Annotated in this window: 10 protein-coding genes; 8 read left to right on the top strand and 2 right to left on the bottom strand. The window is 73.6% G+C overall.

From position 1 onward, the window contains the following. Positions 1 to 174: 174 nt before the first annotated feature. Positions 175 to 4,206 carry a carbohydrate-binding protein gene (locus BCL65_RS04505; RefSeq protein ID WP_106265603.1) on the top strand — a complete coding sequence of 1,344 codons (4,032 nt, stop codon included), beginning with the start codon at positions 175 to 177 and terminating at the stop codon, positions 4,204 to 4,206. Positions 4,207 to 4,324: 118 nt separating this feature from the next. On the opposite strand, the gene BCL65_RS04500 is transcribed toward BCL65_RS04505, so the two are convergent. Further along, positions 4,325 to 5,464, bottom strand: a complete 1,140-nt coding sequence (locus tag BCL65_RS04500) for a LacI family DNA-binding transcriptional regulator (RefSeq protein ID WP_106265602.1) — start codon at positions 5,462 to 5,464, stop codon at positions 4,325 to 4,327. Next, positions 5,461 to 7,437, bottom strand: a complete 1,977-nt coding sequence (locus tag BCL65_RS04495) for a heparinase II/III domain-containing protein (protein WP_106265600.1) — start codon at positions 7,435 to 7,437, stop codon at positions 5,461 to 5,463. The genes BCL65_RS04500 and BCL65_RS04495 overlap by 4 nt, the downstream gene beginning before the upstream one ends. Before the next feature lie 180 nt (positions 7,438 to 7,617). Here BCL65_RS04495 and BCL65_RS04490 point away from each other — a divergent pair, with 180 nt between their 5' ends. The 7 genes from BCL65_RS04490 (at position 7,618) to kduD (ending at position 15,770) form a co-directional block, all read left to right on the top strand. Continuing rightward, positions 7,618 to 9,573 carry a DUF2264 domain-containing protein gene (locus tag BCL65_RS04490; RefSeq protein ID WP_243400759.1) on the top strand — a complete coding sequence of 652 codons (1,956 nt, stop codon included), beginning with the start codon at positions 7,618 to 7,620 and terminating at the stop codon, positions 9,571 to 9,573. Positions 9,574 to 9,636: 63 nt separating this feature from the next. Then, on the top strand, positions 9,637 to 10,944 hold the full coding sequence (locus BCL65_RS04485) for an ABC transporter substrate-binding protein (protein ID WP_106265598.1): 1,308 nt from the start codon (positions 9,637 to 9,639) through the stop codon (positions 10,942 to 10,944). 150 nt (positions 10,945 to 11,094) lie between these two features. Further along, positions 11,095 to 12,057 carry a carbohydrate ABC transporter permease gene (locus BCL65_RS04480; protein WP_106265596.1) on the top strand — a complete coding sequence of 321 codons (963 nt, stop codon included), beginning with the start codon at positions 11,095 to 11,097 and terminating at the stop codon, positions 12,055 to 12,057. Further along, positions 12,057 to 12,950 carry a carbohydrate ABC transporter permease gene (locus BCL65_RS04475; protein WP_106265594.1) on the top strand — a complete coding sequence of 298 codons (894 nt, stop codon included), beginning with the start codon at positions 12,057 to 12,059 and terminating at the stop codon, positions 12,948 to 12,950. The genes BCL65_RS04480 and BCL65_RS04475 overlap by 1 nt, the downstream gene beginning before the upstream one ends. Positions 12,951 to 12,973: 23 nt before the next feature. Further along, positions 12,974 to 13,702, top strand: coding sequence for a DUF624 domain-containing protein (locus tag BCL65_RS04470; protein ID WP_165799910.1), 729 nt, complete (start codon positions 12,974 to 12,976; stop codon positions 13,700 to 13,702). Positions 13,703 to 13,749: 47 nt separating this feature from the next. After that, positions 13,750 to 15,009: a glycoside hydrolase family 88 protein gene (locus tag BCL65_RS04465; protein ID WP_106265590.1), complete on the top strand. Its 1,260-nt coding sequence runs from the start codon at positions 13,750 to 13,752 to the stop codon at positions 15,007 to 15,009. Further along, positions 15,006 to 15,770, top strand: a complete 765-nt coding sequence (kduD, locus tag BCL65_RS04460) for a 2-dehydro-3-deoxy-D-gluconate 5-dehydrogenase KduD (RefSeq protein ID WP_207767653.1) — start codon at positions 15,006 to 15,008, stop codon at positions 15,768 to 15,770. Before BCL65_RS04465 ends, kduD begins: the two co-directional genes overlap by 4 nt. Positions 15,771 to 15,784 lie beyond the last annotated feature (14 nt).

The raw sequence follows: 15,784 nt of genomic DNA, 5'->3' as shown, positions 1-15,784 counted from the left end.
CAGGGTCCCATGCCGCTCAGCCCGTCGGCGTGATCGCTTGTGATCGCTCACGACTCTTCCGTGGACAGTCGCGCCCCGTCGACCGTATCTTCACGGGTGAACGCGCCATGAGCGGCCCGAAACGATCAACAGCGATCATCGGCCGGGCGCGTACTTCAACGGGGAAGGAAAACCATGAGATCACCATCCGTGCCACGCGCCGGCCTGGTGGGACTGCTCGTCTGCGGTCTCCTCGCGCCGTCGCTCGCCCTGGTCGGGACGGCGTCGGCGGCCGAGCAACCGGTCCCGACGGACGCCACCGAGATCGTCGTCGACGGCGACGACGTCGCCGCGGACAACGTCAACGGCCTCACCTTCAAGGGCTTCGGCGTGCTCAGCGCGAACTCGACGAGCGCGGTGCTGCTGGACTACAAGTCCGAGCACCCCGAGAAGTATGCCGAGATGCTGCAGATCCTGTTCGGCGGCGACCGCCCGATCATGGGGCACGTCAAGATCGAGATGGGCGACGACCGCAACAACTCCACCGGCTCCGACGTCGCCACGATGCGCACGCCGGACGAGCCGGCCAACGTGCGGCGGCACCCGGGGTTCCAGCTCGCGGCCGACGCGAAGAAGGTCAACCCCGACCTCAAGGTGTCGATCCTGCGGTGGAACGCCGTGCCGTGGGCGGACACGAACGACAAGATCTACGACTGGTACAAGAACACGATCCTCGCGGCCTACCGCGAGTACGGCTACATGGTCGACTACGTGAACCCGGGGGTGAACGAGCACGCCGCCGACCTGGCCTGGACCACGGAGTACGCCGAGCGCGTGCGCACCGACTCCACCGGCTACGTCAGCGACGACGCCGACCTGGCCGGGTTCCGCCCGGGCGAGGCCGACCTGTTCCACCAGATCGAGGTGGTCATCTCCGACGAGGTCGGCACCGGCACCTTCGGCGACGAGATGGTCGCCGACGCCTCGCTGCGGGACGCCGTCGACGTCGCCGGGTTCCACTACAACACCAACGACGACGGCGCGGGGAACTTCACGCGGCTCGCGGAGGAGTTCGACACCGAGATCTGGAACTCCGAGGCGCAGGCGACGTTCAGCAACTCGGCGTTCCGGCCGCACAACAACACCGCCGACCCGACGGTCGCCGGCACGGGCCTGGGCGGCACCGGCAGCTCCCTGGAGATGGCGAACACCATCGTCAAGGGCTTCGTGAACTCGCGTCGCACCCACTTCGTGTACCAGCCGGCGATCGGTGCGTTCTACGAGGGCGGGCAGTACTCCTTCAAGGAGCTCGTCAGCGCCCGTGACCCGTGGTCCGGCTGGCTCCACTACGACGCCGGGCTCGCCGTGCTGCAGCACTTCACCAGCTTCGCGGACACCGGTTGGGAGAACGAGGACAACACGGCGGGCGTCTGGCGCGCCGTGCCGCAGGCGAGCACGACGACCGCCACGGGCACCAACCCCGTCGTCGGGCGCAACGGCGGCCCGAACTACCTGACGCTCGCCGCGCCCGACCGCTCCGACTTCTCCACGGTGCTGGTCAACGACTCGGAGGAGCCGCGCACCTACCGCATCACCCCGCAGGACCTCGACCTCGGCAGCGACCCCACGCTGGCCGCCTGGGAGACCCGGGCCGCCGACGACGGCGAGGCGTTCGACGCCCGCTACAAGCAGCAGGTCGCCGACCTCACGGCCGACGACGACGGCGGGTACACCGTGACGGTCGAGCCCTTCTCGATCATGACCGTCACCTCCCTCGACGTCACGGGCGACGCGTCCTGGACGACCCCGCTGCCGGTCGAGGGCGAGCGCACCGTGCTCGACGCCGGCGCGCAGGGCGGCCAGGACGACGGCGTGCTGTGGTCGGACGACTTCGACTACACGGACCGGACCGTCCCGGTCATCGGCGCCGACGGCGATCCCACGGGCGCCACCGAGGACTTCACCGCCTCCCGCGGCGGCGACACCGGCGCGATCCCGCTGTTCACGTGGGACCGCAACGGTTCCTTCGAGGCCTACCTGGCGGACGACGGCGAGCGTGTGCTGCGCCAGCAGGTCGACCGCGCCGGGACCGGCGTCGGCGGCGCGTGGAACGGCGGCGATCCCATCACCGCCGTCGGCGACCGCCGCTGGACCAACTACCGGGCCACCGTGGACGTGCGCTTCGAGCGCGCGGCCGCGAGCGACAACTACGCCGTGCTCGGCGCGCGCTCCAGCGGCGGCGGCAGCTCGCACAACCTGAACGGCACGCCCTACGGGCTCCGGCTCGGGTCCGACGGCGGCTGGCGGCTCGTGCGGTTCGGTTCCGTCGTCGAGAGCGGCAGCCTCGACGGGTTCGACGCCGCGGCGTGGCACGAGCTCTCCCTGCGGGTGGCGGGCGACGAGATCACGGGCTGGGTCGACGGCGAGCGGGTGTTCCGCTGGAGCGACCCGTCGCCGATCGGGTCCGGCTGGGTGGACCTGGCCAGCGGGTTCCACTGGACGCAGTTCGACGACCTGCGCGTCGAGCGTGTGGCCGACGAGCTGCCGTACTACGGCGAGTACCTCGACGGTCTCGAGATGACCGACCTCGCCGACCCACCGGCCACGCAGCTCGTCTACGACGGCCCGTGGAAGCACGCCAACGGCGGCTCCATGTACGAGTACATGCGGTCCACCTCCACCAGCCAGGGCGAGGGGGCGTCGCTGACGTACACCTTCACCGGTTCCGGGCTGGACGTGCTCGGTCCCAACGACGGGTCCGCGCGGCTCGACGTGACGGTCGACGGCGAGCCCGTGGCCCGCAACCAGCCGACCCGGCGCTCCGGGCAGTTCCAGCAGGCCTACGAGCTGCGCGGCCTGCCCTGGGGCGAGCACACCGTGACCCTCACGGTGATCTCCGGGACCCTGCTGGTCGACGCCGTCGGGGTGGCCTCCACCCCCGCGACCGACACCGCCGGCACCGAGGCGCTCGCCGGCGCCGTCGCCGCGGCGGAGGACGTGGAGCGCGACGCCGACTTCACCGACGCCGACTGGGCGCTGCTGCAGGCCACGATCGCCGCCGCGCGGGACGCGGTCGCCGACCCGGCGGGCTACCGGCTCGACGGTCAGGGTGCGGCACAGCTCGTCGAGCGGCTGCGCACGGCGTCGGCGCCGGTGGCCGCGCGGATCGTCGGCCTGGAGCCGGTGTCCACGGCGACCTACGTCGGGGACGCGCCGTCGGACCTGCCGACGACGCTGGAGGCCGAGCTCACCGACGGCACCACGCGCGAGGTCCCGATCACCTGGGAGCTCGACGGGGTCTCCTTCGACGAGGCGTGGGCGACGGCCGCCGTGCCGGGCTCCTACGGGTCGGCCACGACGACGGCGCGGGTCGAGGTGGTCCCGGCGGGCACGGTGGCGTTCGCCGACGTCAACGGCACCGCGGGCGGTCCGCTCGGCGAGGACTCGCCGTCGTACCTCGCGATCGACGAGCTGGTGGGCGGCCTCGCCAACGAGGCTCCCGACCAGGTGCGCGCCGACGGCGAGGCCTGGGGGCACTGGGCGCAGAACGCAGCCGGCACGCGGGACATCCAGTACAAGGGGATCGTCGCGGGGGACTACTCGAAGACGACCACCACCGGCATGTACACGGCCAACCAGGTCGGGGCCGAGGTGTCGTACACGTTCACCCTGCCGGCGGGGCCGCACACCGTCGCGGCGGGCAGCCACTCGTGGTGGCCGGGCAACGGCCGCAGCGCCGACGTGGTGCTCGACTACGACGGCGCGAGCCACCCGGTCGGCTCGGTCACCCTCGACGCGGGCAACCCGAGCGAGGTGCTGTCCTACGACGTCGAGCTGGCGGAGCCCGGCCCGGTGACGATCACCCTGCGGGCGACGAACAACCAGTCGCCGATGCTCTCCTGGGCCGCGGCGGTCGGGGAGCCGGCGCCGGAGCACCCGGCGTGGGACGCGACGGCCGTGTACGACGCCGGTGATCGGGTGACGCACGAGGGGGCCGTGTTCGAGGCCACGTGGTGGACGCGCAACCAGGAGCCGGGCACGTCGCCGTGGGGGTCGTGGCAGGAGGTCGCCGAGACCTCGGACGGCACGGCCGTGTGGACCCCGTCGCGGATCTTCGTCGCGGGTGACGTCGTCGAGCACGACGGCGTCCAGTACGAGGCGCAGTGGTGGACGCGGAACGCGGAGCCCGGCGGCTCGCCGTGGGGCCCCTGGACCGTCGTCGACTGACCCGCTGGACCACGAGCGTCCCGGTCCGTCCCGCATCGAGCCACGATGCGGGACGGACCGGGACGCTCGTGCGTTCTCGGCGGGCGGCGCGCAGGGGCTCGGCCCCGGCGGGACCTCCTCAGCGGCGCACGGGGCCCGTGGACTCGCGGACCATCAGCCGGGGGCTGATCGCCATGCGGTGCACCGGCCGCGACGGGTCGGCCAGCCGCTTGACCAGCAGGTCCACCGCGGCGTGCCCGACGGCGTCCCGCGGCGGCCGCACGGCCGTCATGGCGGGGCTGAACAGGTTGGCCACCTCGTCGTCGTAGGCGACGATCGACAGGTCGCCCGGCACCGAGAGGCCGCGGTCCATGGCGCGCTGCGCGACGGCGGACGCCTCCGGGTCCGAGTGCACCAGCAGCGCGGTGGTCCCCGAGCCGAGCGCGGTGTTCACCACCTCGTCGACCACGCCGGAGAACTCGGGCCGGTTCCGGTCGGGCGCCAGGCGCTCGAAGTGCTCCGCGCTGGTCAGGCCCAGGTCGGAGCAGGCGGCCCGCCAGCCGGCGGCGACCTTGCGCGACGTGGGCGACTCGCGCGACAGCACCAGACCGACCCGCCGGTGACCCAGGTCCGCGAGGTGGTGCACGGCCATGAGCGCGCCGAGCGCGTGGTCCGAGACCACCGACTCGAGGGCGTCCCGGTGCGGCGCCCGTGCGGCCTCGCGCTCGACGAGCACGTGCGGGACGTCGGACGCCCAGAGCCACTTCGCGACGTCGTGCACGGTGGTGCCGTCGATGCGGGGTGCGCAGATGATGCCGCGCACCCCGTCCGCCTCGACGAGGCGGCGCAGCGCCGGCCGCTCGTCCGCGGTGTCGTACGACGAGCCGCGCAGCACGATCCGCAGCCCGTGGCGGCGGGCCTCGGCCTCCATGCCGCGCACGACGCCGGGCCAGTAGTAGTCCAGCGAGGGGACCAGGACGCCGATCGCCGCGTCGGCGCCCGGCGTCACGACGGGCGCCGAACGTCCGGCGGGGTGCCGGTCGTCGGGCTCCTCGTCGCGCGCGCCGTCGTGCGCGGCGGCGGCGACGGCCCCGCCGTGCACGCGGACGAGCCTGCCCTCGCGCTCGAGCCGCGCGATGTCGCGGCGGACGGTCACCGGGGTGACGCCCAGCTCGGTGGTGAGGTCGGCGACGCGGACCACGCCGTCGCGCTCGAGGGCGGCCAGCAGGTGGGAGTGCCGCTCCGCGGGCAGCGGCGAGCGCTGGGACTCCTGGGTCACGGCGTCTCCTTCGGGGTCGGGTCGGCCATGCTGACGACCACGCGCAGCGCGGTGCGGCCGGTGACGTCGAGGTCGAGGCGGGTGAGCAGCGCGCCCCAGACGCCCGACAGCATCGGGTCGTCCAGCTCGCGGCGGATCAGGGAGGCGGGGACCTCGGCGGGCCAGCGCAGCTCGACCGGCGGCGCGCCGTCGAGCGGCCGGACGACGGCGCGCGCCGTGTCGAGGTCGACGTCGCCGGCGAGCAGGAAGCGCACGGTCGTGCCGCCGTCGTCCGGGGTGTCCAGGTCCCACGCGTCGTCGACGACGGCGCGGGCGACGTCGCCGACCCGCTCCAGCCGCGCGGTGCGTCGCCAGGACCGCAGGCCCTCGTGCGGATAGGCGCCGGCGAGGCCCAGTGCGAGACCGGTGGCGTCGTCGGGCGGGCCGACCGGCTCGACGTCGCGGGCGGCGAACTCCTGCCCGGCTCCCTGGGCCACGCCGGCGACCTGCGGCACCGAGTGCCACGAGGACTGCATGGTCCAGAGGTCGTAGCGGTCCGGCCCGAAGGTCTGCGCCGTGTACGTGGGCCGCCCGGCGTCGACGATCACGGGGACGCCGTCGGAGGCGACGACGACGGAACCGACGTCGTTGTGGTTGTGCGCCTCGCCGTTGTGGCCGCCCTTGACGGCGAGCGTCAGCCCGGCGGGGGTGCCGGCCTCGGGCCGCACGAGCAGCACCTGGGTAGAGGCCCACCAGGTGGTCCGGGGCAGGGGCGCGGTCGCCCCGGCGGCCAGGGCGTCGCGCCACGCGGTGTCGGTCAGCCCGCGCAGCAGCCGGCCCAGCCCGGCCCCGGCCTCGGCGGCCGGCGCGGCGGGTGCGCCGGGCCCCGACGCGAGCCGGGAGACCGCGTAGGCCGCGGCGTCGGCGTCCCCGACGGCCCGGGCGGCACGGTGCAGGGCGTGCCAGGGGTGGACGTCGGTGGGGCGCGCCTGGGCGTCCGCCACGGAGAGGTACCAGTCGCCGCCCAGGTGCATGCGGTGCGGGAACGCGACGGTCTCGCGCAGGGCGGGCGGCACGACGCCGGGGGCCAGCGCGTCGAGCGCGCCCCCGGTCGCGTGGCGCAGCAGGTCGAGCGACTCCAGCGCCCGGCAGGCGCCGTTCCACCAGTAGCCGTAGCCCTCGTCGATCGCGCCGTCGTCGGGCAGCGAGGCCACGTACCGGTCGATGCCCTCGACGCAGAGCTCCACCGTCCGCAGGCGGGTGGTGGCGTCGTCGGGGCCGTCGAGCAGGCGCAGCGCCGCGACGAGCACGTTGCCGTGGATCCACGGGTTCCAGTTGTGCACGCGCCCGTCGAGCCCGAGCCAGTGCCAGTCGCGCCGGCGCAGGAACGGCTCGATCACCCGGGTGCGGGCCTCGTGCCGGATGCGCCCGCGCAGGCCGGGGTACCGCTCGTCGAGCAGCGCGCCGAGCACGTGGTCCGCCCAGGCGAGCTGGCCGACCGCCTCCCCGGCACCGAGGTCGAGGTAGGGGTCGGTCACGGTGGGCAGGACGGCCCCGTGGACCGCCCGGGTGTCGTCGTGCGCGGGCCAGCACCAGGAGCTCTGCTCGCAGAGCTGCCAGATCCCGTCGGCCGCCTCGTCGACCCAGCGGTCCTCGAGGGTGGTCGCCGCCGCCAGGACGGCCCGGGAGAGCCGGTGCTGGCGCGCGAACACGAGCTGTTCGTGGGTGTCGCGGTCGCCGTCGCGGTGCAGCCGGGCGGCGGTGCTGGCCAGGGGCTGGGGCCACGGTGTGCCGAGGTCGGCCCGGGCGCGCGCGACGACGGCACCGGCGGTCGGGTGGACGACGCCGGTGCGCGGCTCCCACACGGAGCGGTCGGTCGCCGGGGCCACGGGCAACGCGTGGTCGGCGGCACGGAGCGCGGCGGCGAGCGTGGTCCGGCGCAGCGCCGGGGCGAGGGCCGCGGCGAGCGGCCCGGTGAATCGGTCGGTCCCCATCTCTCCCCATCGAGATCAGTCACAGGTCATACGCACAGCAAAACGATCGGAAACGATCATCACGGTACAGCAACGCGGTTGACATGGCCAGAACCTGACCTCTTTACTTCGAACATGTTCGGTCACTGCGGACCGGGCGATCGCCACGACGGCGATCGACAGTCGACGAAGAAGGACGGCATGAGCGAGTCAGCGACGATCCACGGGATGCCCGGTGCCACCGGCGTGCACGGCTCGCCGGCCGCCGTGGACAGCTGGGACCGTGACCGGTGGGCCGCCCACGCCGACCACCTGCTCGCCGCCGTCGCGCCGTACACGTCTCCCGGCGGCGCCCGCGTGACGCTGCCCGGTCCCGAGGGCGGCTACGGCCGGGCGATCGACGGGCTCGAAGGCTTCGCCCGCACGTTCCTGCTCGGCGGCTTCCGCCTGGCGGGCGAGCGCGGCGACGACCCCCACGGCTACGCCGAGCGGTTCGCCGCCGGCCTGGCCACCGGGACGGACCCGGCCTCGCCCGAGCGCTGGCCGCGCCTTGCCGAGCACGGGCAGGCCAAGGTCGAGGCCGCCTCCATCGCGCTGATCCTCGACCTGACCCGCCCCTGGATCTGGGACCGGCTCGACGCCGTCGTCCAGGAGCAGGTCGTGGACTATCTCGCCGAGGCCGTCGGCGACGACACCTACCCGCGCATCAACTGGGTCTGGTTCCGGCTCGTGGTCCAGACGTTCCTGCGGGGCGCCGGCGGCCCGCACGCCCTCGCCGAGATGCGCCAGGATCTCGCCACCCACGACACCTTCGCCCGTGCCGACGGCTGGCTCGCCGACGGCGCCGAGCGTTCCTTCGACCACTACAACGGGTGGGCGCTGCACCTCTACCCGACGCTGTGGGCACGCATGGCCGGCGCCCACGACCTGGCCGCCGAGCGCCGCGAGCACGACGTCGCGCAGCTCGACCGGTTCCTCGGCGACGCGCTCGCCCTGGTCGGGGGCGACGGCTCGCCGCTCGTCCAGGGCCGCTCGCTCGCCTACCGCTTCGCCGCCGCCGCACCCTTCTGGGTCGGCGCCATGGCCGAGGTGCCCAGTCACTCGCCGGGCCGTCTGCGCCACGCCGCGAGCGCCGTCGTCGGCCACTTCGCGGGCCGCGGCGCGCCCGACGACGACGGCCTGCTCACGCTCGGCTGGCATCACGCCTGGCCGCGGATCGCGCAGGCCTACTCCGGGCCGGGCTCGCCGTACTGGGCGAGCAAGGGCATGCTCGGCCTCGCGCTGCCCGCCGACCACCCCGTGTGGACCGCGCCCGCCGAACCCCTGCCCGTGCAGACCGGCGACGTGCTGCGCACCGTCGCGGCACCCGGCTGGATCGTCAGCGGCACCCGGGCCGACGGCGTCGTGCGCGTCGTCAACCACGGCACCGACCACGCGCTGCCCGGCGCGCAGGGGGGCGACTCCCCGCTGTACGCGCGGCTCGGCTACTCGACCGCCACCAGCCCGTGGCTCGACGAGCAGAGCTGGGACTCGCCCGCCGAGCAGTCCGTGACCCTGCTCGACGCCGACGGCCGCGCCACCCACCGCACCGGCTTCGAGGTGCTGAGCGGGCCCGAGGTGCGCGGCCACGGCGACTCCGCCGTCGCGGTCGCGGCGTCGCGCGCGGCCGCCCACTGGCTCGACCCCGAGCCCGGCCAGCGCGACCACGGCTCCGGCCGCCGCGGCACCGCGACACCTGCCGGCACCCTGACGACCGTCTCGCTCGTGCGCGGCCCGTGGGAGGTGCGGTGCGTCCAGGTCGACGACGTGCCCGACGGCGCGGCACCGGTCGCGCTGCGCGTGTCCGGCTGGCCCACCGTCGCCGGCGACGGGCTCGACTCGCGGCTCGAGCCGCTGGTCGGGGACTGGACCGCCGGCACGGTCGAGCGCGACGGGGCGAGCCCGCTCGGCGAGCACGCCCGGGTCCCGGTGCTCGACGCCGCCGTCGAGCCCGGCCGGCGGCTCGCCGTGCTCCTGACCCTGCGCGGCACCGCGCCCGACCCCGTGCCCGCACCCGACCCCACCGCGGCGGACGATCCCGCCACCCTGACGCTCGACGGCACCGACGCCGTCGTCCGCTGGCCCGACGGCGTCACCACGTCGACCCGTCTGGACTGACGACCCCGCATTCCTGCCACGACGGCCCGACGGCGGGCCGTCCACTCGAAGGAGAGAGCACCGATGAAGCGCATGATCCCCACCGCGGCCGGCACCGCCGCGGTCGTCCTGGCCCTGACGGCCTGCAGCAGCGGCAGCGGCGGCGACGAGCCCGCCGCCGCGGCCGAGGGCCCGGTCACGCTGACCCTGGCCGGGTGGAGCCTGTCGACCACCCCCGAGTTCCAGACGCTCGCCGACGCGTACCACGAGGAGAACCCCGACGTCACCGTCGAGCTCGCCGAGTACGACGCCACCGAGTACGACACGCAGATGATCGCCGACCTGGCGGCCGGCTCCGCCCCCGACATCTACGTGCAGAAGAACCTCAAGAACTTCTGGACGTACCAGGACGGCGGCCAGCTCATGGACGTCTCCGACGTCACCGAGGGGCTCGACCCGGCGACCGGCGGCGTCGACTTCTACGAGGTCGACGGCTCCAGCTACGCCGTGCCGTACCGGCAGGACTCCTGGGTCCTGTACTACAACAAGGACCTGTTCGAGCAGGCCGGCGTCGCGGAGCCCGACGGCTCCTGGACGTGGGACGACTACGCCACCGCCGCCGAGGACCTCACCAGCGGTCTCGAGGAGGCCGGCAGCGACGCCCTCGGCACCTACCAGCACTCGTGGCAGTCGGTGGTGCAGGGCTTCGCCCTGGCACAGACCGAGGGGGCCGACCTCACCAGCGGTGACTTCGGCTACCTCGAGCCGTTCTACGACCAGGCCGTCGCGCTGCAGGACGCCGGGGCGCAGGCCGACTTCGGCACCGTCACCACGAACCAGCTCACCTACCAGGCGCAGTTCGGCACCCAGCAGGCCGCGATGATGCCGATGGGCTCCTGGTACGTCGCCACCCTGCTCGCGCAGCAGGAGTCCGGCGAGGCCGACGAGTTCGAGTGGGGCATGGCACCGATCCCGCAGGCCGACGCCTCCACCACCGGCACCGACGCCACCCCGGTGACCTTCGGCGACCCGACCGGTCTGGGGATCAACCCGGCCCTCGACGAGGAGAAGGTCGCCGCCGCCAAGGACTTCCTGGCCTTCGCCGCGGGCGAGGGCGGCGCGCAGGCGCTCGCCGAGATCGGCATCACGCCGGCGCTGCTGAGCGACAGCGTCGTGGAGACCTACTTCGGCCTGGACGGCGTGCCCACCGACGAGCTCTCGCAGTTCGCGTTCGCCACCCACGACACCCGCCCGGAGAACCCGGTGGACGCCGACACCGCCGCCCTGCAGAACATCCTGGGCGACACCCACTCGGAGATCATGTCCGAGTCGTCGTCCGTGGCCGACGCCATCGAGGGCGCGGAGTCCCGCGCCGCCGCTGAGGTCGGCTGACCCACCGGCCCGGCCGAGCCACCGGCTCGGCCGGGCTGACCCCGGGCCCAGGCCCGGCCGGGAGCAGTCCCGCACTGGTCCCCACCTCCCCGGGGGTGCCGCCGCCCGCGCGGTACCCCCGGGCCCACCCGCCAGACACAGGAGTCCCTCATGGCGACGACCGCCGTCGACGACCGCCGCAGCGGTCCACCCGGCCCCCTCCCGGACGCGCCGCCCGGCCCCCGCCGACGCCGGCCGGGCAGCCGGCTGAAGCGGCGCAACACCCTCATCGGGTGGAGCTTCATCCTGCCGAACTTCATCGGGTTCGCGCTGCTGACCCTCATCCCCGTCGTGACGCTGTTCTACCTGTCCCTGACGGAGTGGAACGTGTTCGGCGGGGCCGAGTGGGTCGGCCTCGACAACTTCACGCGGCTGGTCGGCGACCCCAGCTACCGCACCGCGCTGTGGAACACGATCTACTACTCGGCCGTGCACATCCCGGCCACGCTGGTGGCGTCGTTGTGCCTGGCGCTGCTGCTGAACCGCAAGCTGCGCGGGGTCGCGTTCTTCCGCACGGTCGCGTTCTTCCCGTACATCACCTCGATCGTGGCGATCGCGGTGGTCTGGAACATGCTGTTCAGCCCGGAGTACGGGCCGATCAACCAGTTCCTGTCCTTCCTCGGGGTCGAGAACCCGCCCGGATGGACCACGTCGGCCGACTCCTCGATGCCCGCCGTGATCATCGTCGGCGTGTGGCGCGAGATGGGCTACTACATGCTGCTCCTCCTCGCCGGGCTGCAGACGGTGCCCCCCGAGCTCTACGAGGCCGCACGCGTCGACGGTGCCGGGGCGTGGTCCCGGTTCTGGAACGTCACGCTCCCGTGCCTGCGCCCCACCATGTTCTTCGTCACCGTGATCCTCACGATCAACAGCCTCAAGGTCTTCGACCTCATCCTCGTGATGACCGACGGCGGCCCCGGCCAGTCGACGCTGGTGCTGAGCCAGTTCATCTACGCCAAGGGCTTCGAGGAGAACCAGTTCGGGTACGCCTCCGCCGTCGCCGTGACGCTGTTCTTCCTCTGCATCACCGTGACGATCGTCCAGTTCCTCTGGAACCGAAGGAGGGACGCCTGATGGCTGCCGTCTCCCCGCCCGCGGCCGGCGCGTCGGCCACCCCGCTGCGGCCTGCCCAGGTGCGCGCCCGGTGGCGGCGCCAGGCGTCCCGCGTGGCCGGCTACACCGCCCTGGCCGTGGCCGCCGCCGGCATCCTGCTGCCGTTCGTGTGGATGGTGATCTCCTCGCTGAAGGAGAACAACCAGGTCTTCACGGTGCCGCTGCAGTGGATCCCCGACCCGTTCGTGTGGCAGAACTACGTCGACATCTGGGCGAAGTCCGACATGACGACGTGGATCAAGAACACCCTGGTCCTGTCGGTGAGCGTGACGTTCCTGCAGGTCCTCACCGGGAGCTTCGCGGCCTACGGGTTCTCGAAGATGCGGTTCCCGGGACGCGACGCGCTGTTCCTGCTGTACGTCGCCACCATCGCGGTGCCGTGGCAGGCGTACATGATCCCGCAGTTCGTGATGCTCTCGAACGTCGGGCTGTCCAACACCCTCTGGTCGATCCTGGCGCTGCAGACCTTCAGCGCGTTCGGCGTGTTCCTCATGAAGCAGTACTACGAGTCGATCCCGGAGTCGCTGAGCGAGGCCGCCCGGATCGACGGCATGAGCGAGTACGGCATCTGGCGGCGGATCATCCTGCCGCTGTCCACGCCGGCCATCGCGAGCCTGACGCTGCTGACCTTCGTCAACACCTGGAACGACTACCTCGGACCGCTGATCTACCTGCGCAGCCCCGACCTGTGGACGCTGCAGCTCGGCCTGCAGACGTTCGTCGGGCAGTACAACGCGGAGCACGCCCTCATCATGGCGGGCTCGGTGATCTCCGTGCTGCCGATCGCCGTGATCTTCCTGTTCGGGCAGAAGTTCTTCGTGCAGGGCATCGCCACGGCGGGGGTCAAGGGATGAGAGCGAGCCCAGAGGGGCACCGGATGAGCGCGAGGAGCCCCCGCGCCGGGACGCCGCGCCGTCGGCTCGTCAGCCAGGAGACGTACGAGACGGTGTTCGGCACCGTGTACGTCGGGCTGGCCACCAACGCGATGCTCGTCGTGGCCTGCCTCCCGGTCCTCGTGCTGCTGGCCACCACGGACCCGCGCGCGTCCTGGCCGGCCCTCGCGGTGGTCGCCCCGCTCGTGGCCCCCGCCCTCGTCGCCGCGTTCGCCGTCTTCTCCGCCCTGTCGGCCGACGGTTCGACGACGGCGGTCCGCACCTTCTGGCGCGCCTACCGGCGGCACGCCCGGCGCGCCCTGGCGATCGGGGCGATGACCAGCGCCGTCGTCGTCGTGCTCGCCGTGGACGTCGCCGCCGTGTGGGGTGCGCGCATCGGCGCCGCGGCGATCCCGGTGTTCGTCACCCTGCTGGTGCTGACCGTGCTCACCGCGCTGATGGCGCTCGTCGCCGTGCCGGAGCTGCCCACGGCGCGGCTCCGCGACCTGCTGCGCACCAGCCTCTACCTGGCGGTGCGCCGCTGGTACCTCAGCGTCGCCGCCCTGGCCGTGCTCGGCATGCTCCTGAGCATCGTCGCCACCCGGCCGGCCGTCGGCCTCGGGTTCGTCGCCGCCCCGCTGCTCTTCGTCGTCTGGGGCGGGTGCCGGTTCGCCCTGCGGTCCGCCCTGCCCGACGGCGAGCACCGGCGGGCGCCCGGCGTCGCCGCCTCCTGAACCACCCCGACGGCGCATCCTGGTGCGCCGGAAAGCGAGATCGACCCATGCCCTCCATCGACGTCCGCGCCGCGGCGACCGACTCCTCGTCCGGTGCGGCTCACCCCGTACCGGGTGACCTCGCAGGCGCCGTCGCCGCTGCCGTGGCGACCGTCCGACGCAACGCCGCGGCCTTCGGTACGCGGTACCCGGACTCCACCACCCGGGAGAACCTCTACCCGCTGCGCCCCGCCACCGCCGAGTTCGCCGAGGGTGCCAACCGCGACTGGACCACCAGCTTCTGGCCGGGTATGCAGTGGCTCGCCGTGGAGCTCACCGGCGACGCGGACCTGCGGGCCTCCGCGCTGGCGCACGCCGCCGACTTCGCCCGGCGCGTGCACGCCGGGGAGGACCTCGACACCCACGACCTCGGCTTCCTGTACACGTTGTCCAGCGTCAACGCGTGGCGGCTGGCCGGCGACGCCGCCGCCCGCGACGCGGCCCTCGCGGCCGCCGACCACCTCATGACGCGGTTCCTGCCGTCGGCGGGGATCATCCAGGCGTGGGGTGACCTGTCCGACCCGGCCCAGCGCGGGCGCACCATCGTCGACAGCCTCATGAACATGCCGCTGCTGACCTGGGCCACCGAGACCACCGGTGACGCGCGGTACGCGGACGTCGTGGCCCGCCACGTGGTCCAGGTGCGCACCCACCTGCTGCGGGACGACGACTCCACGTTCCACACGTTCTACTGGGACCCGGAGTCGGGGCAGCCGTTGCGCGGTGCCACCGAGCAGGGTGCGGGCGACGACTCCTGCTGGGCCCGGGGCCAGGCGTGGGGCATCTACGGGTTCGCGCTGCACCACCGCACCTCGGGTGACGTGGATTCGCTGCGTGCCGCCGAGCGCTGCGCCGACTACTTCCTCGCGCACCTGCCCACCGACGGCGTGCCCTTCTGGGACCTCGTCTACACCGACGGCTCGGACGCACCGCGCGACTCGTCGGCCGCCGCCATCGCGGCCTGCGGGCTCCTCGAGCTGGCCTCGGTGTCGCACGACGCCGGGACCGCGGCGCGCTACGAGTCCGCCGGACGGGAGATGCTCGCGGCGCTCGTCGCCGGGTACACCCCGGGGCCGGACCAGGCGTCCGACGCGCTGCTGCTGCACGCCGTCTACGACGCCCCCAAGGGCAAGGGCGTCGACGAGGGCTGCCTGTGGGGCGACTACTACTACCTCGAGGCGCTGACCCGCCTCACGCTGCCGGGCTGGGTCTCGCCCTGGTGGCCCGCCACCCCGGCCGACGACGGCACCGACGGAGGGAACGCATGATCCTCGACCAGTTCCGGCTCGACGGGAAGGTCGCCCTGGTCACCGGCACCAGCCGCGGCCTCGGGCAGGGCGCCGCGGTGGCGCTCGCGGAGGCGGGTGCCGACGTCGCGCTGCTGGACCGCAGCGAGCCCACCGAGACGATCGCGCGCATCGAGGCACTCGGCCGCCGGGCGTTCAGCGTGCGGCGCGACCTCGCGACGGCGACGCCGGCGGAGCTCGACGCGGCGGTGGCCGAGGTGGTCGCGGAGCTCGGGGAGGTGGACGTGCTCGTCAACAACGCGGGCACGATCCGCCGTGCCCCGGCCGCGGAGCACCCGGCCGAGGACTGGGACACCGTGCTCGCCGTGAACCTCGACGCCGTCTTCCACCTCTCGCGGGCCGTGGGCCGCGGCATGCTCGAACGCGGCGCCGGCTCGATCATCAACGTCGCCTCGATGCTGTCGTTCCAGGGCGGCATCCTCGTGCCGGGCTACGCGGCGTCCAAGCACGCCGTCGTCGGCCTGACCAAGGCGCTCGCCAACGAGTGGGCGGGCCGCGGCGTCAACGTCAACGCCGTCGCGCCCGGGTACATGGCCACCGACAACACCGCCCCCATCCGCGCCGACGAGGCGCGCGAGCAGTCGATCTCGGCGCGCATTCCGGCCGGCCGGTGGGGCACCCCCGAGGACCTCGCCGGGATCTTCGTCTACCTCGCCTCGCCCGCCTCCGCCTACGTGCACGGCGCCGTCGTCCCCGTCGACGGCGGCTGGCTCGTGCGCTGAGAAACGACCGAAGG

Origin of the sequence: Isoptericola halotolerans (genome assembly GCF_003003075.1) — a bacterium.
Lineage (GTDB): Bacteria > Actinomycetota > Actinomycetes > Actinomycetales > Cellulomonadaceae > Isoptericola > Isoptericola halotolerans_A.
Note: the sequence above shows the minus strand (reverse complement) of the source record. Positions and strands in the feature narration are given on the sequence as shown.